The sequence below is a fragment of the Nonomuraea longicatena genome (genome assembly GCF_039525605.1).
Lineage (GTDB): Bacteria > Actinomycetota > Actinomycetes > Streptosporangiales > Streptosporangiaceae > Nonomuraea > Nonomuraea longicatena.
The window spans coordinates 139561-164384 of sequence record NZ_BAAAHQ010000010.1 but is presented as its reverse complement, the minus strand read 5'-3'; the positions used below and the strand labels follow the sequence as shown (position 1 = coordinate 164384).

28 protein-coding genes are annotated in these 24824 nt (G+C 72.8%); 13 read left to right on the top strand and 15 right to left on the bottom strand.

What is annotated here, in order from left to right; translation table 11 throughout:
* Positions 1-33: 33 nt before the first annotated feature.
* Entirely contained in the window at positions 34-1290 is a 1257-nt protein-coding gene (locus tag ABD120_RS12535) for an MFS transporter (protein WP_343949974.1), read from the top strand.
* 57 nt (positions 1291-1347) lie between these two features.
* A complete protein-coding gene (locus ABD120_RS12530; protein ID WP_343949973.1) occupies positions 1348-2154 on the top strand; it encodes a serine/threonine-protein kinase in 807 nt (268 codons plus the stop codon).
* Between the two features lie 86 nt (positions 2155-2240).
* On the opposite strand, the gene ABD120_RS12525 is transcribed toward ABD120_RS12530, so the two are convergent.
* Positions 2241-3461 carry a hypothetical protein gene (locus ABD120_RS12525; protein WP_343949972.1) on the bottom strand — a complete coding sequence of 407 codons (1221 nt, stop codon included), beginning with the start codon at positions 3459-3461 and terminating at the stop codon, positions 2241-2243.
* Positions 3462-3819: 358 nt separating this feature from the next.
* Here ABD120_RS12525 and ABD120_RS12520 point away from each other — a divergent pair, with 358 nt between their 5' ends.
* The gene (locus tag ABD120_RS12520; protein ID WP_343949971.1) at positions 3820-4236 is read left to right on the top strand and encodes a hypothetical protein; all 417 of its coding nucleotides are present in this window, start codon (positions 3820-3822) and stop codon (positions 4234-4236) included.
* A 99-nt stretch (positions 4237-4335) separates the two neighbouring features.
* On the opposite strand, the gene ABD120_RS12515 is transcribed toward ABD120_RS12520, so the two are convergent.
* Both ABD120_RS12515 and ABD120_RS12510 read right to left on the bottom strand, forming a co-directional pair.
* Positions 4336-5481 (bottom strand): sensor histidine kinase, encoded by a 1146-nt coding sequence (locus ABD120_RS12515; protein ID WP_343949970.1) that lies wholly within the window; start codon positions 5479-5481, stop codon positions 4336-4338.
* A 7-nt stretch (positions 5482-5488) separates the two neighbouring features.
* On the bottom strand, positions 5489-6142 hold the full coding sequence (locus ABD120_RS12510) for a response regulator transcription factor (RefSeq protein WP_343949969.1): 654 nt from the start codon (positions 6140-6142) through the stop codon (positions 5489-5491).
* Between the two features lie 150 nt (positions 6143-6292).
* Here ABD120_RS12510 and ABD120_RS12505 point away from each other — a divergent pair, with 150 nt between their 5' ends.
* Together ABD120_RS12505 and ABD120_RS12500 are read left to right on the top strand one after the other, a co-directional pair.
* Positions 6293-6832: a hypothetical protein gene (locus tag ABD120_RS12505; protein WP_343949968.1), complete on the top strand. Its 540-nt coding sequence runs from the start codon at positions 6293-6295 to the stop codon at positions 6830-6832.
* Positions 6833-6986: 154 nt separating this feature from the next.
* Entirely contained in the window at positions 6987-7637 is a 651-nt protein-coding gene (locus tag ABD120_RS12500; protein ID WP_343949967.1) for a LuxR C-terminal-related transcriptional regulator, read from the top strand.
* Between the two features lie 6 nt (positions 7638-7643).
* Here the strand turns inward: ABD120_RS12500 and ABD120_RS12495 are convergent, their stop codons facing one another.
* The 5 genes from ABD120_RS12495 to ABD120_RS12475 all read right to left on the bottom strand — a co-directional run bounded on the left by ABD120_RS12495 (position 7644) and on the right by ABD120_RS12475 (position 11507).
* The gene (locus ABD120_RS12495) at positions 7644-8681 is read right to left on the bottom strand and encodes an ABC transporter ATP-binding protein (protein WP_343949966.1); all 1038 of its coding nucleotides are present in this window, start codon (positions 8679-8681) and stop codon (positions 7644-7646) included.
* A 37-nt stretch (positions 8682-8718) separates the two neighbouring features.
* Positions 8719-9507 (bottom strand): molybdate ABC transporter permease subunit, encoded by a 789-nt coding sequence (gene modB, locus ABD120_RS12490; RefSeq protein WP_343949965.1) that lies wholly within the window; start codon positions 9505-9507, stop codon positions 8719-8721.
* Positions 9507-10292 (bottom strand): molybdate ABC transporter substrate-binding protein, encoded by a 786-nt coding sequence (gene modA, locus ABD120_RS12485; protein WP_343950005.1) that lies wholly within the window; start codon positions 10290-10292, stop codon positions 9507-9509. The genes modB and modA overlap by 1 nt, the downstream gene beginning before the upstream one ends.
* A gap of 14 nt (positions 10293-10306) precedes the next feature.
* Entirely contained in the window at positions 10307-10696 is a 390-nt protein-coding gene (locus ABD120_RS12480) for a TOBE domain-containing protein (RefSeq protein WP_343949964.1), read from the bottom strand.
* 67 nt (positions 10697-10763) lie between these two features.
* A complete protein-coding gene (locus ABD120_RS12475; RefSeq protein ID WP_343949963.1) occupies positions 10764-11507 on the bottom strand; it encodes a lysophospholipid acyltransferase family protein in 744 nt (247 codons plus the stop codon).
* A 66-nt stretch (positions 11508-11573) separates the two neighbouring features.
* Here ABD120_RS12475 and dhaK point away from each other — a divergent pair, with 66 nt between their 5' ends.
* The 3 genes from dhaK to dhaM are packed head-to-tail and all read left to right on the top strand — an operon-like array spanning position 11574 to position 13620.
* Positions 11574-12554, top strand: a complete 981-nt coding sequence (dhaK, locus tag ABD120_RS12470) for a dihydroxyacetone kinase subunit DhaK (RefSeq protein ID WP_343949962.1) — start codon at positions 11574-11576, stop codon at positions 12552-12554.
* Positions 12542-13243 (top strand): dihydroxyacetone kinase subunit DhaL, encoded by a 702-nt coding sequence (gene dhaL / locus ABD120_RS12465; RefSeq protein WP_343949961.1) that lies wholly within the window; start codon positions 12542-12544, stop codon positions 13241-13243. The genes dhaK and dhaL overlap by 13 nt, the downstream gene beginning before the upstream one ends.
* A gap of 2 nt (positions 13244-13245) precedes the next feature.
* Positions 13246-13620 carry a dihydroxyacetone kinase phosphoryl donor subunit DhaM gene (gene dhaM / locus ABD120_RS12460; protein ID WP_343949960.1) on the top strand — a complete coding sequence of 125 codons (375 nt, stop codon included), beginning with the start codon at positions 13246-13248 and terminating at the stop codon, positions 13618-13620.
* 57 nt (positions 13621-13677) lie between these two features.
* Here the strand turns inward: dhaM and ABD120_RS12455 are convergent, their stop codons facing one another.
* From ABD120_RS12455 to ABD120_RS12430, 6 genes are read right to left on the bottom strand one after another with little or no spacing between them, the layout of a single operon-like run.
* Positions 13678-14373 (bottom strand): NAD-dependent epimerase/dehydratase family protein, encoded by a 696-nt coding sequence (locus ABD120_RS12455; protein WP_343949959.1) that lies wholly within the window; start codon positions 14371-14373, stop codon positions 13678-13680.
* Positions 14358-15131 (bottom strand): creatininase family protein, encoded by a 774-nt coding sequence (locus tag ABD120_RS12450; RefSeq protein WP_343949958.1) that lies wholly within the window; start codon positions 15129-15131, stop codon positions 14358-14360. The genes ABD120_RS12455 and ABD120_RS12450 overlap by 16 nt, the downstream gene beginning before the upstream one ends.
* Positions 15128-16051: a Gfo/Idh/MocA family protein gene (locus ABD120_RS12445; RefSeq protein ID WP_343949957.1), complete on the bottom strand. Its 924-nt coding sequence runs from the start codon at positions 16049-16051 to the stop codon at positions 15128-15130. The genes ABD120_RS12450 and ABD120_RS12445 overlap by 4 nt, the downstream gene beginning before the upstream one ends.
* Positions 16048-16818, bottom strand: coding sequence for an amidohydrolase family protein (locus tag ABD120_RS12440; RefSeq protein WP_343949956.1), 771 nt, complete (start codon positions 16816-16818; stop codon positions 16048-16050). Before ABD120_RS12440 ends, ABD120_RS12445 begins: the two co-directional genes overlap by 4 nt.
* A complete protein-coding gene (locus tag ABD120_RS12435) occupies positions 16815-17675 on the bottom strand; it encodes an NAD(P)-dependent oxidoreductase (RefSeq protein ID WP_343949955.1) in 861 nt (286 codons plus the stop codon). Before ABD120_RS12435 ends, ABD120_RS12440 begins: the two co-directional genes overlap by 4 nt.
* 48 nt (positions 17676-17723) lie before the next feature.
* A complete protein-coding gene (locus tag ABD120_RS12430) occupies positions 17724-19031 on the bottom strand; it encodes an enolase C-terminal domain-like protein (protein ID WP_343950004.1) in 1308 nt (435 codons plus the stop codon).
* Between the two features lie 37 nt (positions 19032-19068).
* Between ABD120_RS12430 and ABD120_RS12425 the strand changes: the two genes are divergently transcribed.
* Positions 19069-19878 carry an alpha/beta hydrolase gene (locus ABD120_RS12425; RefSeq protein WP_343949954.1) on the top strand — a complete coding sequence of 270 codons (810 nt, stop codon included), beginning with the start codon at positions 19069-19071 and terminating at the stop codon, positions 19876-19878.
* Here the strand turns inward: ABD120_RS12425 and ABD120_RS12420 are convergent.
* Entirely contained in the window at positions 19859-20680 is an 822-nt protein-coding gene (locus ABD120_RS12420) for a Gfo/Idh/MocA family oxidoreductase (RefSeq protein ID WP_343949953.1), read from the bottom strand. The two genes, ABD120_RS12425 and ABD120_RS12420, sit on opposite strands and share 20 nt — an antisense overlap.
* 105 nt (positions 20681-20785) lie before the next feature.
* Between ABD120_RS12420 and ABD120_RS12415 the strand changes: the two genes are divergently transcribed.
* From ABD120_RS12415 to ABD120_RS12400, 4 genes are read left to right on the top strand one after another with little or no spacing between them, the layout of a single operon-like run.
* Positions 20786-21778, top strand: a complete 993-nt coding sequence (locus ABD120_RS12415; RefSeq protein ID WP_343949952.1) for a Gfo/Idh/MocA family protein — start codon at positions 20786-20788, stop codon at positions 21776-21778.
* Positions 21779-21817: 39 nt separating this feature from the next.
* On the top strand, positions 21818-23095 hold the full coding sequence (locus ABD120_RS12410; protein WP_343949951.1) for an ABC transporter substrate-binding protein: 1278 nt from the start codon (positions 21818-21820) through the stop codon (positions 23093-23095).
* A complete protein-coding gene (locus ABD120_RS12405) occupies positions 23092-23997 on the top strand; it encodes a carbohydrate ABC transporter permease (RefSeq protein ID WP_343949950.1) in 906 nt (301 codons plus the stop codon). The genes ABD120_RS12410 and ABD120_RS12405 overlap by 4 nt, the downstream gene beginning before the upstream one ends.
* Before the next feature lie 16 nt (positions 23998-24013).
* On the top strand, positions 24014-24823 hold the full coding sequence (locus tag ABD120_RS12400; RefSeq protein ID WP_343949949.1) for a carbohydrate ABC transporter permease: 810 nt from the start codon (positions 24014-24016) through the stop codon (positions 24821-24823).
* The last annotated feature ends 1 nt before the right edge of the window (position 24824 follow it).

The following is a 24824-nucleotide window of genomic DNA, read 5'->3' as shown; positions in this document are numbered from 1 at the left end:
GCACATCTTTCTTCACACACTACAGGAGCGCGGGTGCGGAGCTTGCGGAGTTTTCGATTCCTCGTGTCGTCCACCGCGTTGTCGAACCTCGCCGACGGAGTGCTCAAGGTCGGCGCTCCCCTGCTGGCGGTCTCCCTCACCCGCTCGCCGTCCGAGGTCGCGCTCGTCGGCGTGGCGGCGACCCTGCCCTGGCTGCTGTTCTCCCTGCTCGCCGGGGCGCTGGCCGATCGCATGGACCGGCGGACGATCATGGTCGCGGCGAACGCCGGGCGGACCCTGGTCCTCGCCGCCACCGGGATCCTCGCGGCGACGGGGACGCTGAGGCTCCCGGTCATGCTCGTCGCGCTCCTGCTGGCGGGGGTGTGCGAGGTGTTCGCCGACCTGTCCGCGCAGTCGGTGCTGCCGATGACCGTCGGGCACGGCGAACTGGTCAAGGCCAACGGGCGGGTGCAGACGGCGCAGATGCTCGGCAACGAGTTCCTGGGCTCGCCGGTCGCCGGGATCCTCGTCACGGTGGCCCCCGCCGCGATCTTCGGGACCTCGGGACTCCTGTACGGCGCCGCCGGCGCGCTCCTGCTCGGCATGCGCGGCGTCTTCCGGCCGGCGCAGGACCGGCCGCACACGGCCCCCGTTCGCTCTGTACGGGCCGACATCGCCGAGGCGGTGCGCCTGCTGTGGGGGCACCGTTTTCTGCGGACTCTGGCGATCTCAGCCGGTCTGATGAACTTCGCGGGCGCCGCCTACTTCGCCGTGTTCGTCCTGTGGGTGGTCGGGCCGGGGTCGCGGCTCGGGCTGGCCCCGTCGGCGTACGGGCCGGTGATCACCGTGCTGGCGGTGGGCGCCGTCGCCGGGTCGCTGCTGTCCGAGCCGGTCACCCGCCGGGTCGGCGAGCGCACGATGCTCGTCGGCGCCTGGCTGCTCAGCGGCCTGCTGCTGGTCGTGCCGGTCGCCGTGCCGAGCGTGTGGGCGCTGTATCCCACGGCCTTCCTCCTCGGCCTCGTGGGCGCGGCGGGCAACGTGCTCGTGGTCGCCACCCGCCAGCGGCTGATCGCGGGCGACCTGCTCGGCCGGGTCAACGCGGCCTACCGCCTGTTCGGCACGGCCGGTCAGCCCGTCGGCGCCGCCCTGGCCGGGGTCGTCGGCGAACAGGCCGGACTGCCCGCGGTGTTCTACGGCGCCACCGCCGTCTCGATCGTCGCGGCCGTGTGGATCATGCATGTCCCCCGCGATCACATTTCCGTTCCACTGACCCGCAATGCCGTCAATCGCGGCAGATCCAGATCACGTTAGGTACCCTTACCCCTGCGCTCAGATGACATGATTTATCCCAACCTATGAGGGGATGGCATGCGGGAGATCGGCGGACGGTACCTCCTCGGCGAGGAAGCCGGTCGTGGGGGCATGGGAGTCGTCTGGCGGGCCTTCGACCAGCTCCTCCACCGAGAGGTTGCCCTCAAGGAGCTGACGCTGGCCGGCGAGGCCGAGGTCGTGCGCAGACGGGTGCTGCGAGAAGCGCGCCTGGCCGCGGGTCTGACCCATCCCAACATCGTCACCGTCCACGACCTGCTCGAAGAGGGCGGCAAGCTGTGGATCGTCATGGAGTACCTGGACGGGCTCTCGCTCCACCAGCTCCTCTCGCAGGTCGGAACCCTGCCGGCGCAGTCCGTCGCGGCCATCGGCCAGCATTTGCTGGCCGCACTGCGCACCGCCCACCGCGCCGGGGTGCTGCACCGCGACGTCAAACCCGCCAACGTCATGCTCACCGGCGACCGCGTCGTCCTCACCGACTTCGGCATCGCCACCGCCGAGGGCGACATCCGCACCACGACCTCCCGCCGTCTGCGCGGCACCCCCGCCTTCATGGCCCCGGAGCGCCTGTACGGCGGCGCCGCCACCAAGGAGGCCGACATGTGGTCGTTCGGCGCCACCCTCTACAGCGCCCTCGAAGGGCAGCCGCCGTACCCGGGGCAGGACGCGGCGACCGTACTGGCGATGGCGCGGGCGGGCGGGTTCCCGTCGCCGCGCCGGGCGGGCATGCTGCGTCCGCTGATCGAGGGCCTGCTGCACCAGGACCCGGCGCGACGCTTCAACAACGAGCACACGGCGGGGCTGCTGGCCGGGGTCCGCGCCCACAACTTCTCAGCGGCCATGTGAGCCGCGCCCGGAAACCACCCGCGGAAACCACCCGCGGAAACCACAAGGCCGCCGACCGGCCATACGGCGGTCGGCGGCGGTAGGGATCAGCCCGAGGTGGGGGCGACCGGCTTGGCGCTGGTCCAACCGGCCTGCTTCACGAGCAGTTCCACGTTCCGGCCGGGCACCGGCTTGCCGTCCTTCGTGACGTTCAGCCGGGAGGCCAGCAGCGAGACCGTCTTCGGGTCGATGATGAACTCCTGGGCCAGGTCGACACTGCCCGTCTCGGTGGACGTGGCGGGCTTGGGCGCGCCGGGCTTCGGCGCCGGGCACAGGCCGGGCTCCTCCTTCACGTCCTTGACGTCCTTCAGGCCCTCCTTGGTCTCCTTGACGTCCTTCAGGCCCTTGGTGTCGCTGGTCTCCTTGACGTCCTTGAGGCCCTTGGTGTCGCTGGTCTCCTTGACGTCCTTGAGGCCCTTGGTGTCCTTGGTCTCCTTCACGTCCTTCAGGCCCTTGGGCGTGGGCAGATCCTTGGGCGCGGGCGGCAGGCACGGCTTGCCGGACACCGAGTCCTTGAGGACGATGTGGCCCTCGCCCCGGCCCTCAGGCTCGGCGTCGCCGAAGTCGTCGGTGAACTCCTCGTTGAACGCCTCGGGGTCGGCCGTCTTGGCGACGAACTTCAGACCGCCGCGTCCCAGGGCGTCCGTCCCGGTGCCGAGCTGCTGAATGCCGGGCTGGGCCTTGAACGCCTCGAAAGCGGCTAGCTTCACCGGCTGCGGCACCGGCGCCTTGTACAGCAGGTCGGCGAGCGCGCCGGTGATCTCCCAGTCCAGTTCCTCGGGGCTCGCCTTCTTCTGGGCCAGCAGGGAGCGCAGCTTCTCCTTCAGCGCGCCCGGCTGGACCGGCAGCGCCTGCAACTCGGCGAAGGTCAGCCCGTCGAGTACCCCGAACTCCTGCCCCGAGGTGTTCTTCACGATCTGCCCGGGGTCGGTCTTCGCCGCGTAGTCGAAGTCCTTCAGCTTCGGCGCGAGCGGCGCGCCGTCCCGCTTCCAGGCCGCCGTGTCCTGCGGCGAGTGCGGCTGGGGGGCGAGCTGGCGCGAGCCCGTCCATCCGCTGCCGTCCTTGCTCAGCCACAGGCTGCCCGCGCGCCGGTGGTCGAGCCAGTAGCGGTTGGCGCCGCTGCCCGCCTGCTGGTCGGCCGTACGGATCGACACGGTCTCGACCCGCCACCAGGTGCCCTGGGTGTCGGCGCCGGCTGCGGCCGGCGCGCTGAGCGCGGTGAGCGTGGCGAGCGCGAGCAGCGCGCTCGCGGCGAGAGTCGTCTTCACGTCGGTTCTCTTTCTGGTCGGTCGAGGTGGCAGGCGGACGGCGGAAGGCCGCAGCCGGGTCAGGCCACCTGAGGATTGTTCGCCGAGCGTCGAGGGCCCCGGCTGACAGCGCGGAGAGCGGTCATCACTGCGGGGGGTACGGCCATCGGCCGGCATCGCGCATCGCCCGGCGAGCTCGTGATCGACAATGCTAGGCGGCGCCTGCCGCCTCGGCGATCCCGTGCACTGCCCGATCCCGGTAGCACGGGCACCACCCGTACGACGTGCGCTACCGGCACTCGGCAGCAGGCGGGATTCCGGCCGCCCCGGCCCTCGCAGATCATCGACGTACTGCCCCCCTTCGAACTAAGGAGAGTTCATGTTCCGACGACGCCTGGTGGCGATGGGAGCGGTGAGCGGGCTGATCCTCGCGCTGCCGCTCGCGAGCTCGGCGCTGGCATCGGAGACGTCCGACGTCAACTGTGTCACCAGCCAGGGCAAACTGTTCGAGTTCACCGACGAGGCCACGGTCACGATCAAGCGGGTGACCAGGTCCGACGGCACCCACGGCATCACCATCGAGGTCCCCGACTCCGCCTCGGACGACACCGGCGCCGATGCGGGCGACGGCGCCGCCCCTGGGCTGAAGGACGTCCTGCCCACGCCTCCGGCGAACCTGCCGAGCGAGGCGCCGCGTCCGGAGGGCGACGGGCCGTCTCTTCTCAAGGAGCGCGCGGGCACCGCCGTCCAGGAGTCCGCGGCCGTCTTCGCCGGCCTCAGCTGCGCCACCGAGTGATCAGAGGCTCGCCCGCGTCACCGGGCGAGCGAGGAGAGGGCGGCGCCGGAACGGCGCCGCCCTCTCAGGCGTTCAGGGGCGGGTAGGCCACACGTCCTCTCAGGCGTTCTGGGGCGGGAAGGCCACGGTGACCGACAGACCGCCCCCCGGGCGGGCCACGGCGGTGACGGCGGCGTCGTGCGCGGCGGCGACGGCCTGCACGATGGACAGGCCCAGGCCCAGCCCCTCCCCCGTGCGGGCGGCGCCCATCCGCTGAAACGGCTGGAAGAGCCCTTCGACGGCGTCCGGCGGCACGAGCGGGCCGGAGTTCTCGACGGTGAGGACAGCGGACCCGGCGGCGGTCCGCACACCGACCTCCACCCAGCCGCCGGGCACGTTGTGCCGCAGGGCGTTGTCCACCAGGTTGACGACCAGGCGTTCGGCCAGGGCCCGATGCCCGCTCGCCACGGCGGCGCCGACCTGCGCGCGGATCACCAGTCCGCGCGCCGCCGCCTCGGCCTCCCTGGCACCGGCCACCTCCTGGCACAGCGCCGCCAGGTCGAACGGATCGCGGACGTCGAGCCCCGCCTCCCCTCTCGACAGCGTCAGCAGCGACTCGAGCAGCCGCGCCTGCTGCTCGCCCGCGACCAGGATGCGCTCGTGCGCGGCCCGCAGGGACTCGACGCCGGCCTCCGGATCGGCGAGCGCGACCTGGCCGATCACCCGCTGCCGGTTCAGCGGCGTGCGCAGTTCGTGCGAGGCGTTGCCCACGAACCGGCGCTGGCTCCGGAAGGCGTCCTCCAGCCTGGTGAGCAGCGCGTCGATGGTGTCGCCGAGCTCCTTCAGCTCGTCGGCGGGGCCGTCCAGCGCCAGCCGCCGGTGCAGGTTGGTGGCGGAGATGTCGCGGGTGGTGGCGGTGATCGTCCTGATCCGGCCCAGGGTGCGTCCGGCGACGACCCAGCCCAGGACGATCGAGAGACCCGACATGAGCGCCAGCGCGATCCCCGACGCGCCGACGAGCTGCTGCAACACCTCGGCCTTCTGGGACTCCACCTCCTCGGGCGGCAGGACCGAGAGCATCTCCCCCATCCCGGGGTCGGCCCTCACCCCCAGGTCGCCGGGCGCGGGAGCCTTCACGGGAGTGCTGTCCATGGCGTACTTGACCAGCACGTACGTCACAGCCAGCAGCGCGGCGCCGGAGGCCAGGAACAGCCCTCCGTACAGGAGGGTCAGCCGGAACCGGACGGTACGGCGAGGCAGGCGCACGACCGGCTCAGATCCGGTAGCCGAGACGGGGCACGGTCTCGATGATCGGGGGGTCGCCGAGCTTGGTGCGCAACCGGCTCATGGTGACCTTGACCGCGCCGGTGAACGGATCGGCCGCCTCGTCCCACACCCGTTCGAGCAGTTCCTCCGCCGAGACGGCGCGGCCGTTCGAGGCCAGCAGCAGCTCCAGGACGCCGAACTCCTTGGGGGCCAGTTCCAGCGTGCGTCCCGCCCGGCCGGCCGTCCGGCGGGCGGTGTCCACCACCAGGTCGCCGTGCCTGAGCACGGGCGGCACCGCCGGATGGGCACGGCGGGCCAGCGCGCCGATCCGGGCGACCAGCGCGGGGAAGTCGAACGGCTTGGGCAGGTAGTCGTCCGCGCCCAGGCCGAGGCCGTCGACCAGGTCCTCCGTCGTGGCCGCCGCGGTGAGCATGAGCACCCGGCTCCGGCAGCCGGCCGCCACCAGTTCGGCGCAGACGGCGTCGCCGTGCATGCCGGGCAGGTCCCGGTCGAGGACGATCACGTCGTAGTCGTTGCAGAGGGCGCGTTCGAGTCCTCCCGGCCCGTCCAACGCCACGTCCACCGCCATACGGGTACGGCGCAGGCCGACGGCGACCGTACGGGCGGTCTCCTCGTCGTCTTCCACCACGAGCACTCTCATCGGCTTTCATCCCTTGGCCAGGGTCGTCAGGACATCGTCATGCTCTCTCGCGAGGTGTTTCGTCAGCGTTACGTCCGCGCATGAAACCGTGCCGAAACCCGGGATTCCATAGAAATCGGGGTGTCAGATCCCCAGAACCATGGAGAGAACATGCGAAGCATCCTCAACCGCACGTTCCCGGTGCGCGCCGCGAGCGCGGCCGGGGTCCTCGCCCTCGCCGTCGTCATCGGCGGCGGCAGCACGGCGTCCGCCGCTCCCCCGGCCGACCCCGCGCCCCCGGGCGTCCCGGGTGTTCCGGCGCCCGCCGAGCCGCCGAAGGGCCTGCCGGACTTCACCGACTGCATGCGTGAGAACGGCCTGCCCGGCTTCCCCGACCCGAAGCCCGGAAAGCTCCTGAAGGAGAGGCCGGGGCTGCCCGACCCCCGCTCGGCGGACTTCCGGAAGGCGGCGGACCGGTGCGCCGAGTTCCTCCCGCCCAAGGTCGCCCTCTCCGAGGGCCAGGACCCGTGGTCGTCGAAGGCGCGGCTCAAGTACGTCGCCTGCATCCGGGCCAACGGGGTGCCCGGCCTGGTGAGCCCCGAGCGGGGCGGCATCCTGCTGCCGAAGGGCGTCACGCCGGGCTCGTCCCGGTTGAAGAAGGCGGAAGCGGCCTGCGCCAAGCACCAGCCGCCGGGACTCGTCAAGCGCTGAGCAGCCGCGCCGGACCGTCGGAAGACGGTCCGGCGCGCCCGTGGCCGGCGCTGACGCAACCGAACCGAAACTCCGACTTCGCTAGAACCGTTTTCATGCCAGACGACCTGAACCACCGTGACGTCCCCCTGGCCGCGACCGACCTGGAGCCGCTGTGCGCATCGTGATCGCCGACGATGACGCGCTCCTGCGCGAGGGGCTGGCGTTGCTGCTGACCGGAAGGGGATTCGAGGTGGCGGCGGCCGTACCCGATGCCAAGTCGTTCATGGGGGTGCTGGCCTGCGAACCCGACGTGGCGATCGTGGACGCGCGCCTGCCTCCCACCCACACCGACGAAGGCATCAGAGCGGCGGTCGAGGCCCGGCGGCTTCATCCCGGTCTGGCTGTTCTGCTCCTGTCGGCCGACGTGCAGGCGGCCTTCGTCGACGACCTGGTGGCCAGCGGCGGGGGCGGGGTCGGATATCTGCTCAAGGAGCGAGTGGGTCATGTCGAGGTGTTCGTCGACGCCCTCAAAACGGTGGCCGGTGGCGGGAAGGCCATCGGGCCCGAGGTCATCTCCCAGTTGGTCACCCGGCGCAGCGACCCGTTGGAGGGGTTCACCGTACGGGAGCGCGAGGTACTGTCGTTGATGGCGGAGGGTCTCGGCAACAAGGCCATCGCCGATCGGCTGGTCGTCACGGGTGGCGCGGTGCACAAGCACATCCGCAGCATCTTCGCCAAACTCAGACTGACCAGGAGCAGCCGCCTGGACCCCCGTGTGGCCGCCGTCCTCCACTACCAGCAGAAGGCCCGCCCTTCGGCCTGAACCCGCCTACGCGCCCGGGTAGGCGTGGGTTTCGGTGGCCTTCACCGAGGCCCAGACGTGCTCGCCCGGGGTCAGGTCGAGGTCCGCGACGGCGGCGGGCGTCACGTCCGCGAACGCGGGCAGGTCGCCGTCCAGATGCACCCGGACGTTGTCGCCGTGCCGTTCGATCCCCTCGATGCGGGCCTGCCACAGGTTGCGCGGGCTCCCGTCCGGGCGGGACCGGTACAGCGCGACGGCCGCGGGCTGGAAGGCGACGAACACCGGCCCGGACAGGTCCTCGGTGACGGTCAGGACGTGCGACCCGACCGTCACGCGCCGGCCGGAGGCCGTGCCACGGTACAGGTTGAGTCCGACGAGCCGGGCGACGTAGTCGGTGCGGGGCCTGCGGGCGACGTCGGCGGGCGTGCCCTCCTGCACGACGCCGCCCGACTCGATGACGACGAGCCGGTCGGCGAGGACCATCGCGTCCAGGGGGTCGTGGGTGACCAGGACGGTGGCGCCGGTGAACTCGGCGAGGTGCCGCCGCAGCTGTGAGCGGATCTCCAGCCGGGTGTGGGCGTCGAGCGCGGCGAGCGGCTCGTCGAGGAGGAGCAGGCCGGGCCGTACGGCGAGGGCCCGCGCGAGCGCGACCCGCTGCGCCTGCCCGCCGGACAGCAGGCGCGGCCGGGAGGCGGCGTGGGCGGCCAGGCCGACGCGGTCGAGGAGTTCGGCGGCCACGCGCCGCGCCTCGGCCCGTCCGACGCCGTGGCAGCGGGGCCCGAAGGCGACGTTGTCGAGCGCGGACAGGTGGGGGAAGAGCAGGTAGTCCTGGAAGACCATGCCGACGGGACGCCGCTCGGCGGCGAGAGTGTGCAGGGGGCGGCCGTCGAGGGTGATGTGCGAGCCGGGCGACAGGCCGGTGAGCCCGGCGAGGGCGCGCAGCGCGGTGGTCTTGCCCGCGCCGTTGGGCCCGAGCAGGGCGACGACCTCCCCGGCGGCGACCTTGAGGTCGAGGTCGAGGGTGAATCCGGTCCTGACGACGAGCAGGCGGGCGTCGAGGGTCATGGCCGTTCACCCGCAGGAGGAGGCGGAGCACCGAAGGTCATGGGCTGTTCACCCACCGGTCGCGCAGGCTGGCCAGGATGATCACGGAGACGGCGAGGAGCACGAGGCTGAGGACGATGGCGGCCTCGGGTTCGGTCTCCAGGGCGAGGTACACGGCCAAGGGCATGGTCTGGGTCTGGCCGGGGAAGTTGCCGGCGAAGGTGATGGTGGCGCCGAACTCGCCGAGGGCACGCGCCCAGCACAGTACGGCTCCGGCGACGACACCGGGGGCGATGAGCGGCAGGGTGACCCGGCGGAAGACCGTCCAGCGGGAGGCCCCGAGGGTGGCGGCGGCCTCCTCGTAGCGGCGGTCGGCGGCGCGCAGCGCCCCTTCGACGCTGATCACGAGGAACGGCATCGCCACGAACGCCTCGGCGACGACGACGCCCGCGGTGGTGAAGGGCAGGGTGATGCCGAAGGCGGAGTCGAGCCACTGCCCGACGATGCCGCGTCTGCCGAGTACGAGCAGGAGCGCGACGCCGCCGACGACGGGAGGCAGCACCAGCGGTACGGTCACCAGCGCCCGCACCACCCGCCTGCCGGGGAAGTCGGTGCGGGCCAGCAGCCAGGCGAGCGGCACCCCGAGCAGCAGGCAGATGACGGTGGCGACGGTGGCGGTGACGAGGGACAGCCGCAGCGCCTCCAGCACCTGCGGTTCGGCCAGCCTCGGCAGCAGGGTCGACCAGGGCGCTCTGACGAGGAGTCCGGCCAGCGGGAGGATCAGGAAGGCGAGCCCCGCGACGGCGGGGACCAGCAGGATCCACGGCGGCCGGCCGGACGTGCGCATCAGGGTCCCTCGAACCCGGCCTTGGTCAGGACGTCCCTGCCCTGCGGGGACAGGACGAGGTCGACGAACCGCTTGGCCTGCGCGCCCGCGGGCGCCTTGCCGAGGACGGCGATCGGGTAGTCGTTGATCGCCTGCTCGGCCTCGGGGAAGTCGATGCCCTTGACCTTGCCGCCGGAGGCGATCACATCGGTCCTGTAGACGAGGGCGGCGTCGACCTCGCCGAGTTCGACCTTGGTGAGGGTGGCTTTGACGTCCTGTTCGAGGGTGACGGGGGTGACCTTGACGCCTGCGGCGCCGAGCGCCTTGATCGCGGCGGCGCCGCAGGGCACCTGCTGGGCGCACAGGGCGACCTTGACCTCGGGGTCGGCGAGGTCCTTCAGGGACTCGACCTTGGCCGGGTTTTCGGCGGGCACGGCGATCTGCAGCTTGTTGCGGACGAAGGTGGCCGGCGCGGCGGCCAGGCCCGCGTCGGTGACGGTCTTCATGGTGGCGGGGCTGGCGGCGGCGAACACGTCGGCGGGCGCGCCCTCCGTGATCTGCTGGGCGAGGGTGGCGCTGGAGCCGAAGTTGAACCTCACGGTGGTGCCGGGGTTGGCGGCCTCGAAGGTCTTGCCGAGTTCGGTGAAGGTGCCGGTCAGCGAGGCGGCGGCGAAGACGGTGACGGTGGCGGCGGCGGTGCCCGAGGAGGCGGGGGATGCGGACGGGGTCGCGGTGGTGCCGCCGCAGGCGGTCACAGTGGCAGTCACAGTGACGGCCAGCGCGAGCGCGCAGGTCAGGCGTCTCAACACGGATGGGCTCCTCACTGGGGGATCTCCACGACCACGTTCGTGGACTTGACGACGGCGACCGCGACGGCGCCCGGTTCGAGGCCGAGTTCGTCGGCCGCCTGGCGGCTCATCAGCGAGACCACGCGGAAGGGTCCGGCGGCGATCTCCACCTGGGCCATCACGGAGTCGCGGATGACCTCGGTGACGATGCCCCGGAACCGGTTGCGGGCCGAGGAGGTCGCGGCCCCGTCTTCGGCGCCGATCTGGGCGCGGGCGAAGGCGGCCAGGTCGGCGCCGTCGACCAGCCGGTGGCCGTGCTCGTCACGGTCGGCGGCCAGCTTGCCGGAGTCGACCCAGCGGCGGACGGTGTCGGAGCTGACGCCGAGCAGGGCGGCGGCCTCACTGATGCGGAAGGTCGTCACACGGACCCACGTTAGCCCTTCGCAGATGCAAGGCGCAAAGGGGGTACAGGCCCGCATAAGCCAGGCTTCACGCCTTGGCGCGGCGCGCGGCCTCCTCGGCGTCCATGGCGGCGGCCTCCTCGGGGGTGGGCGCGGTGCCGCCGAGGTGCGCGGGCTGCCACCACACGCCCTGGGGACGCTCCGGGTAGGTGCGCTGCGCCCGGTCCACCAGCTCCGACAGGCGCGTGTGGAGCGTGGCCGTGTGCTCGTCGACGTTCTCGCCGCGCTTGGGGTACATGGGCTCGCCGACCAGGATCGTGATGGGCACGTGGCGCTGGGTCAGCTCCTTGCGGCGGCCCTTGGTCCACAGCCGCTGGCTGCCCCACAGCGCCACCGGGATCACCGGTACCTTGGTGGCCTGCGCCATGCGGATGGCGCCGTTCTTGATCTCCTTGACGGTGAAGGAGCGGCTGATCGTGGCCTCGGCGAACACGCCGACGATCTCCCCGGCCTTCAGCATCCGCAGCGCGGTCGCGTACGAACCGGCTCCGGCGCCCCGGTCGACCGGGATGTGGTGCATGCCGCGCATGAGCGGCCCGGAGATGCGGTGGTCGAAGACGTCCTGCTTGGCCATGAAGCGCACCATCCGCTTGGCCGGCAGCGCCCCGTACCCGGCGAAGATGAAGTCGAGATAGCTGATGTGGTTGCTGACGAGCACGGCGCCGCCGCTCGTCGGAACGTTCTCCGTGCCCTCCATGTGGAAGCGGTAGTCCATCACCTTGAAGAGGGTCCGCGCCAGCAGGAGTACCGGCGGGTACACGATCTCAGCCATGCCCGAACCGTAGCCTAGGTCGGCCGGTGCTTGCCTCCGGGCGCGATCGGGCAGAGGTTGGTGACCATGAAGAAGCTCATCAACGCTCCCGGGTCCGTGGTGGCGGACGCGCTGGCCGGAATGGCGGCCGCGCATCCGTCGCTGCTGGTCGAGGGTCAGGTGGTCCGCCGGTCGCGGCCCAAGGAGGCCGGCCGGGTGGGGCTGGTCTCGGGCGGCGGCTCCGGGCACGAGCCGCTGCACGCGGGCTTCGTCGGGTACGGCATGCTCGACGCGGCCTGCCCAGGCGAGATCTTCACCTCGCCGGTGCCGGATCAGATCCTCGCCGCGACGGAGTTCGCCGAGCGCGGCGCCGGGGTGTTGCACATCGTCAAGAACTACACCGGTGACGTGCTCAACTTCGAGCTGGCCGCCGAACTCCGCGAGGGCGGGCGGGTGGCGAGCGTGGTCGTGGCGGACGACGTGGCCGTCAAGGACTCGCTGTACACGGCGGGCCGGCGGGGCACCGGCGCGACGCTGTTCGTGGAGAAGGTCGCGGGCGCGCTCGCGGAGCAGGGCGCACCGCTCGACGACGTACGGCGGGCGGCGGAGGAGGTCGGCGCGCGCAGCCGGTCGTTCGGCGTCGCGCTCACCTCCGGCACCGTCCCGGCGGCGGGACGGCCGACCTTCGACCTGCCCGAGGACCAGGTGGAACTCGGCATCGGCATCCACGGCGAGCCGGGTCGCAGCAGGCGAGCGCACGCTCCGGCCCGGGAGCTCGCGGAGGTGGCGATGGACGCGGTCGACGGCGACCTGCCGCTGCGCGGCGACCTGCTGGTGATGGTCAACGGCATGGGCGGCACCCCGCTGATCGAGTTGTACGTGGTGTTCGCCGAGGTGGCCGCGTACGTGCGCGGCAAGGGCGCCCGGGTGGCGCGCTCGCTGGTCGGCAACTACGTGACCAGCCTGGACATGCAGGGCTTCTCGGTCAGCGTGTGCCAGGTGGACGAGCGGCTGACGGGGCTGTGGGACGCGCCCGTCGAGACCCCGGGGCTGCGGTGGGGACGCTGATGCGGGCGGGCTTCCCGGCCGCGTGGCTGGCGGAGTGCGCGCGGGTGGTGGCCGCCGAGCGGGAGCGCCTGACCGCGCTGGACGCCGCGATCGGCGACGCCGACCACGGCGCCAACCTCGATCGCGGCTTCGCCGAGGTACGGCGGGCGCTCGCGGCGGCCCCCGAGGCGGACGCGCTGGTGACGGCGGGCACCACGCTGATCAGGAAGGTGGGCGGCGCCTCCGGCCCCCTGTACGGATCACTGTTGCGCGCCATGGGCGCGGCGCTGGGCGCGCAGGCGTCACCGGCGGAGTTCGCCGCCGCGTTCACGACCGGGGTGGAGGCGGTGGCGCGGCTCGGCAGGTCGGCGGAGGGCGACAAGACGATGCTGGACGCGCTCTGGCCCGCCGCCAGGGCACTCACCGACGCGACGGGGCCCCAAGCGCCCTCGGGGCTCCCGGCGCCCCCAGGGCTCTCGGGGTCTCTGGAATTTCCGGAAATTTCGAGACTTTCGGCCGCCGAGGTGTTCGGGCGGGCGGCGACGGCGGCCCGCGCGGGGGCGGCGGCGACCGTGCCGATGCTCGCCCGCAAGGGGCGGGCCAGCTATCTGGGCGAGCGCAGCGTCGGTCACGAGGATCCGGGGGCGGCGTCCTCGGCGTTGCTGGTGGGCGCGCTGGAGACTGTGGCCGACGAGTGGGGCGGTGGCTGAGGATGGTGGGGATCGTACTGGTCGCGCACAGCGCCGGGCTGGCGGAGGAGGCGGCGGCGCTGGCGCGCGGGATCGCGGGCGCGCGGGTGCCGGTGGCGGCGGCGGGCGGCGCGGACGACGGCGGGCTCGGCACCAGCTACGACCGGATCGAGGCGGCCGTCCGCGCGGTGGACCAGGGTGACGGGGTGGTGCTCATCCCCGATCTGGGCAGTTCGGTGCTGACGGCCCGGCTGCTGGAGGAGCCGGGCCGGGTGGTGCTGGCGGACGCGCCGTTCGTGGAGGGGGCCGTCGCCGCCGCCGTGACGGCGGGCTCGGGGGCCCCGATCGGCCAGGTGCTGGATGCGGCGGCGGAGGCGCGGACGTTCCGCAAGCTCTGACGCCCCTTCCCGGCGTCCACGGCTCTCAACGTCTGCAGGTCTCAGCGTCCGCAGGTCTCAGCGTCTGCGGGCGCGCGGTTCCCAGCCGAGGTCGCGGTGCGCGGGCGCCCAGTCGAGGGTGCGGCGCTCATGGTCGCCGCTGATCGTGTACGCGCGGGCGCCCGGCCTCGGGCGCTCCAGCGCGGCGAGAAAGGCGGCGGCGACGTCGCTGCCCGCCGTGACCAGGGGGTCGTCCGACGCCTGCCACTCCTCGTCGGTCATGGGTCCGACCAGGCGCAGCGACACGGAGGACAGGCCGTGGCGGCGGGCCGCCGCCTCGCAGACCTGCTCGCCGAGGCGTTTGCTGAGGCCGTAGGCGTCGGTGGCGTCGGGTTCCGGGTCGGCCGCGTAGTCGTGGCCCCGGTAGTCGTCGTAGACGGACATGCTGCCCGCGTACACGACCTGTCTGACACCCGCCTCCGCGCAGGCTTCGAGGGTGAGGAACAGACCGGTGACGCTGACGGTGAAGTGGCTGGCGGTCCAGTCGGGGCCGTCGCGCCAGCCGGACTTGCGGCCCATGGCGAGGTAGACGAGGGCGTCCTGCCCGGCGGCCGCGCGCCGTACGGCGTCCTGGTCGGTGACGCTGCCGGTCACGTGCTCGACCGGCAGCGGGGGCGGCGCCAGGTCGAGCACGCGCAGGTCGTGGTGGCGGGCGAGGCCGGGCAGCACCAGCGCGCCGACCGCGCCGGAACCGCCCGCTACCAGGACGCGCATGTGCTCTCCCGAGGTTCGGCGGCGAAGGCGCGGGCGAACTCCAGCGCTCTGCCGTAGGCCGTGTCCACGATCTTCTCACCGAGTTCGCGGGAGGCGCGAGAGGGGTCGCCGAGCCCGCCGGTGTCGGACAGCAGGTGGTAGGCGAGCGGCAGGTCCACGTGCGGCGTCGCCGGGGCGGCGTGCGGGAGGACGGGCAGCGGCACGGTCGCCGTCCCGATCCGCTCGGGGCGGACCAGGTGCGGCGCGAGCACCATCGCGACGGAGGTCTCGCCCTCGCACGCGTGGCCGTACCGCTCGCCCGTCATCAGGCCGCCTATGACGTCGGCGGCCAGGCCCGCCCACATGAGGTGGGCCATGACCACGCCGTGGTCGCGGCGCAGGTCGCGGGCGGCCAGCCGGACGGCGTCGACGTTGCCGCCGTGCCCGTTGACGACGAGCACCCGCCGTACCCCTGCCCCCGCCAGCGACTCGGCGACGTCGCGCAGCACGCCGAGCAGCGTCTGCGCGCGCAGCGTGAGCGTGCCGGGGAAGCCGAGGTGGTGTTCGGACAGCCCGTACGGAAGTCCCGGGCACAGCACGGCGGCAGCGCCGAGGTCGGCGGCGAGCCTGCGGGCGAAGGCGTCGGCGATGGCGTAGTCGGTCTCCAGGGTGAGGTGGTTGCCGTGCTGCTCGGTCGCACCGATGGGCAGCAGCGCGACCGTCGCGGCCGCGACCGCGTCGGCGGCCTCGGGGGCGGTCATCCGGGCCAGTTCGTTCATGGTGTTCCCCACTCGTGCAGGACCCGCATGGCGGGCAGGACATCCGCTACGGCGCATTCCGGGCGTCGGCCCGAGGCGACGGCGGCGAGGAAGGCGCGGTCCTGGCGGTCGAGGCCGTCGCGTTCCATGTCCGCGCCGCCGTCGGCGAGGACGGTGCCGTCGTGGTCGAGCAGCCGCCCGCCGGTCAGGCGCAGGGTGCGCTCCTCGGCGATGAGCGTCAGGTCGCGGGCGGGCAGGCGCGCATGGTAGGACAGCGCGATCGTGGCCAGGCCGCCGCCGGGGACGCGCAGGACGGCGCCCGCGTCCATGGGCCGGCCGCTGCCCGCCCACGGGTCGCCGCGCGTGCCGTGGACGGCGGCGGCGTCCGCGCCGAGCAGCCAGAGGGCGGCGTCCACGGTGTGGGCGCCGTGGTGCCAGAGCACGTCGTCCGTCCAGGCGCGCGGGCGGCCGTCCACGCCGTGGTCGCTCTGGCGGTGCATGAGGGTGCGGGCGACCACGTGGCGCAGGTCCAGGCGGAGGTCACGGGCCTTCAGGTACGGCGCGCAGAAGCGCAGCGTGTGCGCCACGGCCACGTGCCTGCCGGTCTCGGCGGACACGGCGGCCACCCGCTCGGCGTCGGCGAGGGACAGGGCGACCGGGATCTCGCAGAGCACGTGCAGGCCGGCGCGCAGGGCGGCGATCGTCTGGGCCGCGTGGTGCTCGTGCGGAGAGGCGATCACGACCGCGTCCAGCCACGGGTGGGCGTACAGGTCGTCGGCGGTGCGGTAGCGGGCGGGAATGCCGTGCCGTTCGGCGAAGGCGCGCGTCTGCCGTTCGTCGGGGCCCGCCACGGCGGCCACCTGCGCGCCCGCCCCGGCCAGCGCGGCCACGTGCCGTTCGGCGATGGCGCCGGGGCCGACGACGCCGATCCGGACGCTCACGCCGCCGCCCCGGTCAGGCCGAACAGTTCGGCGGCCGCGCCGCCGAGGATCCAGCGGTGGTCGTCGGCGTCCAGGTAGGGGCGGTCGAGCACGTGCCCGATCGCGGCCGCGTAGTCGCCGGGACCGGGGTCCGGGCGGTTCCAGTCGCCGCTCCAGGTGACGCGGCGGGCGCCGTAGGCGGCGACGGCGTCGCGCAGGAAGGGGTCGGCGTCCGGGTGGGGGTACGGCAGCCCGCTGTTGGCGTGGAATCCGGCCCACATGGTGTAGGTACCGGGGCGTTCGGCCAGCGCGAGGAAGCGGGCGAAGTGGGCGCGGTCCGCGTCGGGGTAGGTGGTGAAGCCGAGATGCTCCAGCCGGACGCGCAGGGTGGGGAGTTCGGTCAGGAGGGCGGCGAAGGCGGGCTCTGCGAGGTCGGCCAGCGGACCCCTGACACTGGCGACCAGCCCGGCCGCGTCGATCGCCCGCCACACGGCCAGCGGGTCGGGGCCGGGCGAGCGGGTCGCCGCCCACAGGCGGACCCCGGCGAAGCGGCCGGTGGCGGCCAGGCGGGCGACGTGGGCGGGGGCGCCGTGCGTGCCGGTCTCGACCATGGCGACGGCGGCGAAGCGTCCCGGCTCGGCGCGTTCGGCGAGGTAGGCGTTGTCGGTGTTGCCCACGAACTGCACCAGCACCGCCGCGTCCACCCCGGCCTCGGCCATGTCCGGCAGGTAGGTCTCCAGGCGGGGGTACTTCCAGGTGCCGACGTGGACGTGCGAGTCGACGATCACGGGTGCTCCACGGCCCGCACGAGGGCCTGCGTGCCGTGGTGGCCGCCGTGCTCCCGCCGTACGGCCTCGGCGGCGGCCACCACGGCGTCCAGGCCGGGCAGGCGGAGGGGGGCGGCGGCGTCCCCGGCCAGGAGGAGGTCCTTGACGAAGTGGTCGAGTTTGAAGCCGGGGGCGAGGTCGCCGCTCGCGAGCCTGGCCCACAGGAAGTCGAGGAGCGGGGAGCCGGCGACGCCGGGCCGTACCGAGGAGTGGACCTTCTCCAGGTCGAGGCCGCCGTGCTCGGCCAGCGCGTACGCCTCGCAGGCCGCCAGCGTGACCCCGGCGACCAGGGTCTGGTTGACGAGCTTGGCGAGTTGCCCGGTGCCGGGCGGGCCGTGGTGGACCAGGGTGGCGGCGAACGCCTCCAGCACCGGCCGGGCCCGTTCCAGGGCGTCGGCGTCGCCGCCGGCCATGACCGAGAGCGTGCCGGACCGCGCGCCGGGCGGCCCGCCACTCACCGGGGCGTCCAGTACGGCGACGCCGCGCTCGCGGCCGCGCTCGGCGAGGGTGCGGGCCAGGCCGGGTGAGGAGGTGGAGCAGTCGATCACGACGGTGCCGGGGGCGGCTTCGCCGAGCACCTCGCCGAGGACGTGTTCGACGTCCTTCGGGTAGGGGAGCATGGTGACCACCGCCTCGGCCTGCGAGGCGGCCTGGGCGGGTGAGGCGGCCGGGGTGGCGCCCGCCGCCACGAGGGGTTCGATCCGGGCCGGGGTTCTGTTGAAGACGGTCAGGTGGTGGCCGGCCGCGAGGACCCGCCTGGCCATGGGCTCGCCCATGATTCCGGTGCCTATCCATGCCACACGCATACGCCAGACCATATGACCATCGTCCAGACAAGGAAAGACCTAGGTCCTAATTGATGCGCGCTAGACGATGCCAGGAGTGGGCGGGCCAAGGGTGATGAGGCCGTCCGTGACGTCCATGAAGGGCAGCGCGGCGTTCGCGTGCGGCGCGTACTGCCTGCTGTTGCACTCGAACGCCCGCCACGACAACGGCAGCGTCGCCGCCAGCCGGGCCGAGTGGGCGAGCGCCAGATCCACCGCCGTCAGATCCTGCACCACCACGAACATGCCGCGGGTGACCGCGTACTCCCAGCTTCGCAGTGCCAGGCTCTGCCCGCGCGCCGCCTTGACCACCAGCCCGGCCCACCCTTCGGCGGCCAGCCGGTCGAGGTCGCCGACGCCCGCCAGGCCCTCGTCGGCGAGGACCGGCAGCAGCGCGCACAGCTCGCGCATCGCCCCCGGGTCCGGCGCGGAGTCACGCGGGACCGGTTGCTCCATGTACCCGACGTCGGCGAACGCCTCGGCGGCCGCCAGGTGCTCGATCATGCGGGTGGCGTCGGCCGGGGTCGCGTAGCCCTCGTTCGGGTCGAGGGACAGCGAGATCCGCCCGGGTACGCTCGCGCGCAGCACCCTGTGCACCTCCACGACCCTGGCGGCGTCCTCGCGGGGGTCGCGGCCGGAGAGCTTCACCTTGACGTGGCGGATCCCGTCGCGGACCAGCCATTCGCGCAGTTCGTCCAGCGGGTCGCCGACTCCGGCCACGTGCTGCACCTCAAGCGTCGCCCCGCCGTCCGGAGTGGCGCGCGCCCGCGCGTACCGGCCCCGCGCCGCGTGCTGACCGACCGGCCGCGCGCCCCGGCCCCGCGCCCGCGCGTACCGGCCGCCCGCCCCCTCCGGACCGGCCGAGCGCGCGCCCCTATCCGCCGTCGCGCCCAGGTCCGCGTTCAGGAGGTCCGCGTTCACGAGAGCGGCCGGGAGGTCCGCGGCGCGGGACCAGGCGTCGTGGACGGCGTTGTCCACGGCTCCGAGCGCCAGTGATCTCGCCAGGGCGGGGACCTCGGGAGCCGCTCCCCCCGCCACCGTGGCGAGGTGGTCGAACAGCGCGAAAGGGTCGCCGGGCGGACGGGTGGCGGCCGAGGCGCAGAGCGTGGCGGCGAGGTCGCGCAGCACGGCGTCCCTGGCCTGCCACGACAGGTCCGAGCGGGGCCATGACCACGGGACGGACAGAACGCTCGCCCCCGTCCCCGCCACCGGTCCGCCGGGGCCTTCCGCTCGCACCTGGACCACGGCCAGGGTGAACCGGTCCACGCTCGCGCCCGCCAGCCGCAGCGGGTGGTCGAGGACGACGTCGCGGAAGCTTGCCTGGGCCTGGGCGATCCGGACCTTGTGCATCTCCACACTCTCCAACCTAGGACCTAGGATCTAACTCATGGACATCACCATCGTGCCCTATGACGGCACACCCCGGCGTCTGTTCCACCTGCTGCATCCCGAGGATGCCCGCGCGCCGTACGCGGTGTGCTTCGTGCACGGCGGCGGGTGGCGTGCGGGCGAGCCCGCCCAGTGGCACGGGCAGATGCGCGCGGCGGCCGGGCGCGGAGTGGTGAGCGCGTCGCTGGGATATCGGGTCGGCGGGCGGCTGAACGAGATGATGGCCGACGTCGCGTGCGGATTCCGCCTGTTCACCGGGCATCTGGCGGCGCGCGGCCACGGCGGGCTGCCGGTCTTTCTGATCGGCAGTTCGGCGGGCGCCCACCTCGCCACGCTGCTCACCCTGACCGGCCCCGACCCGTGGCTCGACCCCGGCAGCACACCTGCCCACCCCGAAAGCGGGCGGCCCGCCGGGTGCGTGAGCCTCAACGGGCCGGGGACTCTGGTGCCGTGGCCCGGGATGGATCCGGAGATCCGCGCGGCGGTCGACCATCTCGCGGGCGCGACCGGGGCGGACGACACCGCGGCAGGGCGGCAGGGCGGCGACGGCGGTCCGCCGACGGGATACGCCGCCGCGTCGCCGGAGACGTGGATCACCGAGGCGCCCGTCCCGCCGTTCCTGTTCGTCGTGGTCGGCAAGGAGCGCTTCTTCCCGCACCGGCACGTCAGGGATCTGGCGGCCCGCCTGCCCGAGGCGGACGTGCTGCTGCTGCCCGGCGCCGAGCACGGGTTCTTCTACCGGGTGGGCACCCCGGACAGCGGCCTCGCGCAGGCGGCCGTCGACGCCTTCATCCGACGGCACGTGTGACGGCTTCCAGCACCCGCACCGGCGCGAGCAACTCCTCCTCGCCGAGCGGCGGGACGCCGGTGCGCACCATCTCGGCGAAGTGCCGCAGCGCGGGCAGCGTGTAGTCCTTGGCGGGGGTGACGACCTCGGCGAACACCCCGGAGGTCCCCACGACGGCCAGGTGGAAGGGGACGGCGGTCGCGGCGTCGCGCTCGACGAGGTTGACGACGGCGTGCGCGTCCCCTGCCGTCAGGGTGACGAGCACCGCTCCCGGCAGCACGGACACCACGGGCTCCGCCGAGGGCACGGGCAGCAGGTGCAGCGCCATCTCCACGGGGTGGATGCCGTAGAAGCCGACGCCGCCGTACGGGCTGGTCCGCTGGACGGGCCCGGTCGCCGTCACCGCCCTCGGCTCCCCCAGTCCGGCCAGCCGGGGACGCAGGCCGTCGACCGTCCACCGCAGCGCGCTGAACGAGGTCACGGCGGCCCCTCCGGCGGAGGCGGCGGCGAGGATCGCCTCCGCGTCGGCCACGGTGGTGGCCAGCGGTTTGTCCACGAGTACCGGGATCCCGGCCTTGAGCAGCGGCTCGGCGTGCCGCCTGTGCAGCGCGCCGTCCCTGTCCATGACGATCGCGGCGTCGATGTGCCCGATCAGTTCCTCGGGCCGCGCGGCCGTCCAGGCGATCCCGAGCCGCTCGGCGCGCTCGGCGTCGCCGCCGCACAGGGCCGTCACGCGGGCGTCTCCGAGGGCCTGTTCGGCGTTGAAGTGCCGCACGGCGTGGTCGGCGTGCGTGTTGTCCGGCCCGACGATCGCAATCCTCATGATCCACTCCTAACCCACAAATTTTCCCAGATAACGGCATATTGACCTATTTTCCGGATCAGATCTAGAGTCCTAGGTCATAAGTGTTGACCTGGAGGTGGTCAGGTGCGATTCGGAATCCTGGGAAGCGGCGTCGTCGGAGCGCTGCACGCCCGGCTCATAGCGGACATGCCCGGCGTGGCGGAACTCGTCGCCGTCGCCGACGCCGACCCGGCCCGCGCCGGGGAACTGGCGGCCCGGCACGGCTGCGCGGCACTCGGCTCGGCCGCCGAACTGTACGCCAGGGACGACGTGGACGCGGTCGTGATCAGCCTGCCGAGCGGCCTGCACGCCGAGGCGGCCGTACCGGCGCTGGAGGCGGGCAAGCACGTCGTCATCGAGAAGCCGATCGACGTGAGCCTCGCGGCAGCCGACCGGATCCTCGCGGCGGAACGCGCGTCGGGCAGGTACGCGACGGTGATCAGCCAGCGCCGCTTCGAGCCGTCCTTCCGCACTGTGAAGGCCGCGATCGACGCCGGCGAGTTCGGCCGCCTCACCTCGGGCGCGGCCGAGGTGACCCTGTGGCGCGAGCAGTCCTACTACGACTCCGGCGGCTGGCGCGGCACCTGGGCCATGGACGGCGGCGGCGCCCTCATGAACCAGGGCGTCCACGTGGTCGACCTGATGCTGTCGCTGCTCGGCCCCGCCGAGGAGGTCAGCGCGTACGCGGGACTGCTCGCGCACGAGCGGATCGAGGTCGAGGACACCGCCGTCGCCGCCATCCGGTTCGCGAGCGGAGCCCTCGGCCGCCTGTTCGCCAGCACCGCCGCCTACGGCGGCGCCTCGGTCCGCCTCTCGGTGCACGGCGAGCAGGGCCACGCGGTCGTGGACAACGAGGTGCTGTCGAGCTTCCACGCCGCCAGGCAGAACCGCACCCCCGAGCACCCCGAGCCCCGCCTGGGCCCGGAGGCGCACCGCGCCCAGCTGGCCGACTTCGTCGAAGCCGTACGGCAGGGCCGCCCCCCGCAGGTCACGGCGGCCGACGGCCGGGCGGCGCTGGCGCTCGTGCTGGCCGTCTACGAGTCCGCCCGTGTCGGCGGCCCGGTGAAACCCGCCTGACCCGCGAGAACCACACCCCCCGGAGCAAGAGGCGGAAAGATGAACACACGAATCCCGGCGGGCCTGCTCGCCCTGTGCCTGGCCGGCGCGGCCTGCGGCTCCGGCGGCGGGCAGGGCGCGGAGCAGGAGCTGCGGATCTGGAGCACGTGGTCGGAAGGCGAGCCGAACCAGAAGGTGCTGGCGGAGGCCGCCGCCGACTTCGAGAAGGACAGCGGCGTCAAGGTCCGCGTGTCGTGGAAGGGCAGGTCGGCGATGAAGTCGTTCCTGCCGAGCCTGAACACCGACAACGTGCCCGCCGACCTGATCGAGGGCAACAACAGGGAGCTGACCCGCCAGTTCGCCGCCACGAAGGCCGCGCTCGACCTGTCAGAGGTGTACGCGGCCGAGGTGCCGGGCGAGCGGGCGACGGTCGGTCAGACCGTCGGCGACGCCTACCGGGGCATGGCGACCTCGGCCGACGGCGTGCTCGCGCAACTGCCGTACCAGGTCTCGACGTACGGCTGGTTCTTCAACGGCAAGGACCTGCCCGAGTTGGTCGCGGCGCCGCCGAGGACGTGGGACGACTTCGTGAAGGTGCTGGAGGCCCGCAAGGCGGCGGGCGGCCGGCCGCTCGGGCAGGACGGCAGCATCCCCAACTACAACGCCCGCTACCTGGAACACTTCGCACGGGCGCTGATGGGCGACGAGGGCTGGCACGCGCTCGCGCCGGACCGCACCGGCGCGGGCTGGCGCAGGCCGGAGGTGCTGAAGGCGGCGCAGCTGGTCGAGAAGCTGGCCAAGGGCGGCTACTTCCCCGACGGGTTCAACGCCGCGAAGTTCCCCGCGATGCAGCAGAAGTGGGCGGGCGGCGACTCCGCGTTCCTCTACCAGGGGACCTACCTGCCCAAGGAGGTCGCGCCGTACGCGAAGGAGGGCTTCGAGTTCCGCGCCTTCCGTTTCCCCTCAGTGGAGGGCAAGGCGCCCACGATGAACGTGACCACCACCGGGTTCGGCATCCCCGCCAAGGCGAGGAACACCGGGGCGGCCAAGCGGTTCCTCGCCTTCTTCCTGAAGAAGAAGTACCAGGACAAGGTGGCGAGCGTGGCGCTGGAGATGTCGGTGCGCACGGACGTGCCCGCCGCGCCGCAGGTCGCCGACCTGAAGAAGGCACTGGACAGCGGCGAGATCAACAAGGCCGACCGGACGGACGTGAGCGACTTCAACGCCAAGGTGCTGCTGCCGCTGAGCGACCGGCTGCTGTTCGGCACGATCGGCGCGGCCGACTTCACGACGGAGATGGCCGAGCAGGCGGCCGCGTACTGGAAGTCCAAGGGATGACGGGGCGGGCCAGCCCGTTCGAGGCGGCGCGGCGCCGGATGATCGGGCCGTTCCTGCTGCCCGCGCTGGCGGTGTACACGCTGGTGATGATCGTGCCGAGCGCGGCCACGGTCTGGATCAGCTTCAACGAGTGGGCGGGCGTCGGCCCGATGGAGTGGGCGGGGCTGGCGAACTACCGCGAGATGGTGGCCGACCCGGTCTTCGGCACCTCCTTCGTCAACACCGCGAAGATCCTGGTGCTGGTGGGCGGCGCGGTGTTCGTCATCGCGTTCGTGCTCACGATGCTGCTGCAGGACATGGTCGGCCGGAAGTTCGTGCGGGCGGTGGTCTTCTTCCCGAGCCTGGTGCCCGGCCTGGTGATCGCGATCCTGTGGGGCTTCATGCTCGACCCGGACGGGCTGGTCAACGCGGTGCTGAAGGCGCTCGGGGTGGCGCGACCGCCGCTGTGGCTGGCGCCGGAGAACATGTTCACCACGGTGATGGCCGGGATGACGTGGCTGGCGGCCGGGACGTACACGGTGATCTTCATGGCGGCGGCCGACCGCATCCCCCGCTACTACTACGAGGCGGCCGAACTGGACGGCGCCTCGTCGTGGCGGCGGTTCCGGCACATCACGCTGCCGCTGATGTGGGACGTGATCGGCGTCTGCGCGGTGCTGTGGGCGATCGGCGCGCTGAAGACCTTCGAGTTCGTGCTGGTCTTCGCCGGGGCGACCGGTTCGCTGCCGCCGACCGGCCTGTGGACCTTCTCCGTGTACGCCTACGCGGGCGCCTTCCCCTCGGACGGCGTGCCGAAGTACGGCCTCGCCTCCGCCTCCGCCGTACTGACCATGGTGCTCACGGTCGTGCTGACCGTGCTGGTCAGGCGGGTCATGGGCCGCCGCGAGCAGGCCACCTACTGAAAGACGGTAGTCCGCGATGAGATTTCTCCTCATGCCGCTGGCGTGGTCGCTGGCCCTGTTCGACCTGTTCGTGGTCGGCTGGATGGCGCTGTCGTCGCTGAAGACCACCCGCGAGGTGGTCCAGGACCCGTGGGAGCTGCCCGCCTCCCCCCAGTGGGGCAACTACACCGAGGCGTGGACGTCCGCCGCCTTCGGCGACGGGGTGCTGACCTCGCTGACGCTGGTGACCGGCAGCGGGCTGGGCACGATCCTGCTGGCCGCGCCCGCCGCGTACGTGCTGTCGCGCTTCCGGTGGCGGCTGTCGGGGCCGGTCACCGTGTTCTTCGCGGTGGGGCTCGGGATCCCGGGCCCGGCCATCATGATCCCCATCTACCTCGGGCTCGACCGGCTCGGGCTGATCGACACGGTCGGCGGCCTGCTGATCGTGTACGTCGCGACGAACCTGCCGTTCGCCGTGTTCTTCCTGACCGCGTTCTTCTCCTCGCTGCCCGCCGAGCTGGAGGAGGCGGCGGCCATCGACGGGTCCGGGCCGTACCGGACCTATCTGCGCATCATGCTGCCGCTGACGCGGTCGGGGCTGCTGGCGCTGTTCATCCTGCAGGCGATCGGCGACTGGGGCGAGACGTTCTTCGCCCTGTCGTTCCTGCAGGAGAAGAAGACGATCTCGCTCACCCTGCTCAACTTCATCCAGACCATGCAGTACACCGGAGCCCGCTGGTCGGTGCTGTTCGCCGGGATCTGCATCGTCGTCATCCCCCTGCTGCTGCTCTACCTGTGGATGAGCAGCCGTCTGATCGAGGGCATCGCCGCCGGATACGGGAAGTGAT

Bases quoted from the DNA above. Each gene is read 5' to 3' on its own strand.
- ABD120_RS12530 (WP_343949973.1), top strand. From the start codon at position 1,348: ATGCGGGAGATCGGCGGACGGTACCTCCTCGGCGAGGAAGCCGGTCGT.
- ABD120_RS12520 (WP_343949971.1), top strand. From the start codon at position 3,820: ATGTTCCGACGACGCCTGGTGGCGATGGGAGCGGTGAGCGGGCTGATC.
- ABD120_RS12510 (WP_343949969.1), bottom strand. From the start codon at position 6,142: ATGAGAGTGCTCGTGGTGGAAGACGACGAGGAGACCGCCCGTACGGTC.
- ABD120_RS12505 (WP_343949968.1), top strand. From the start codon at position 6,293: ATGCGAAGCATCCTCAACCGCACGTTCCCGGTGCGCGCCGCGAGCGCG.
- ABD120_RS12495 (WP_343949966.1), bottom strand. From the start codon at position 8,681: ATGACCCTCGACGCCCGCCTGCTCGTCGTCAGGACCGGATTCACCCTC.
- modB (WP_343949965.1), bottom strand. From the start codon at position 9,507: ATGCGCACGTCCGGCCGGCCGCCGTGGATCCTGCTGGTCCCCGCCGTC.
- ABD120_RS12475 (WP_343949963.1), bottom strand. From the start codon at position 11,507: ATGGCTGAGATCGTGTACCCGCCGGTACTCCTGCTGGCGCGGACCCTC.
- dhaK (WP_343949962.1), top strand. From the start codon at position 11,574: ATGAAGAAGCTCATCAACGCTCCCGGGTCCGTGGTGGCGGACGCGCTG.
- dhaM (WP_343949960.1), top strand. From the start codon at position 13,246: ATGGTGGGGATCGTACTGGTCGCGCACAGCGCCGGGCTGGCGGAGGAG.
- ABD120_RS12455 (WP_343949959.1), bottom strand. From the start codon at position 14,373: ATGCGCGTCCTGGTAGCGGGCGGTTCCGGCGCGGTCGGCGCGCTGGTG.
- ABD120_RS12450 (WP_343949958.1), bottom strand. From the start codon at position 15,131: ATGAACGAACTGGCCCGGATGACCGCCCCCGAGGCCGCCGACGCGGTC.
- ABD120_RS12435 (WP_343949955.1), bottom strand. From the start codon at position 17,675: ATGGTCTGGCGTATGCGTGTGGCATGGATAGGCACCGGAATCATGGGC.
- ABD120_RS12430 (WP_343950004.1), bottom strand. From the start codon at position 19,031: ATGCACAAGGTCCGGATCGCCCAGGCCCAGGCAAGCTTCCGCGACGTC.
- ABD120_RS12425 (WP_343949954.1), top strand. From the start codon at position 19,069: ATGGACATCACCATCGTGCCCTATGACGGCACACCCCGGCGTCTGTTC.
- ABD120_RS12420 (WP_343949953.1), bottom strand. From the start codon at position 20,680: ATGAGGATTGCGATCGTCGGGCCGGACAACACGCACGCCGACCACGCC.
- ABD120_RS12410 (WP_343949951.1), top strand. From the start codon at position 21,818: ATGAACACACGAATCCCGGCGGGCCTGCTCGCCCTGTGCCTGGCCGGC.
- ABD120_RS12405 (WP_343949950.1), top strand. From the start codon at position 23,092: ATGACGGGGCGGGCCAGCCCGTTCGAGGCGGCGCGGCGCCGGATGATC.
- ABD120_RS12400 (WP_343949949.1), top strand. From the start codon at position 24,014: ATGAGATTTCTCCTCATGCCGCTGGCGTGGTCGCTGGCCCTGTTCGAC.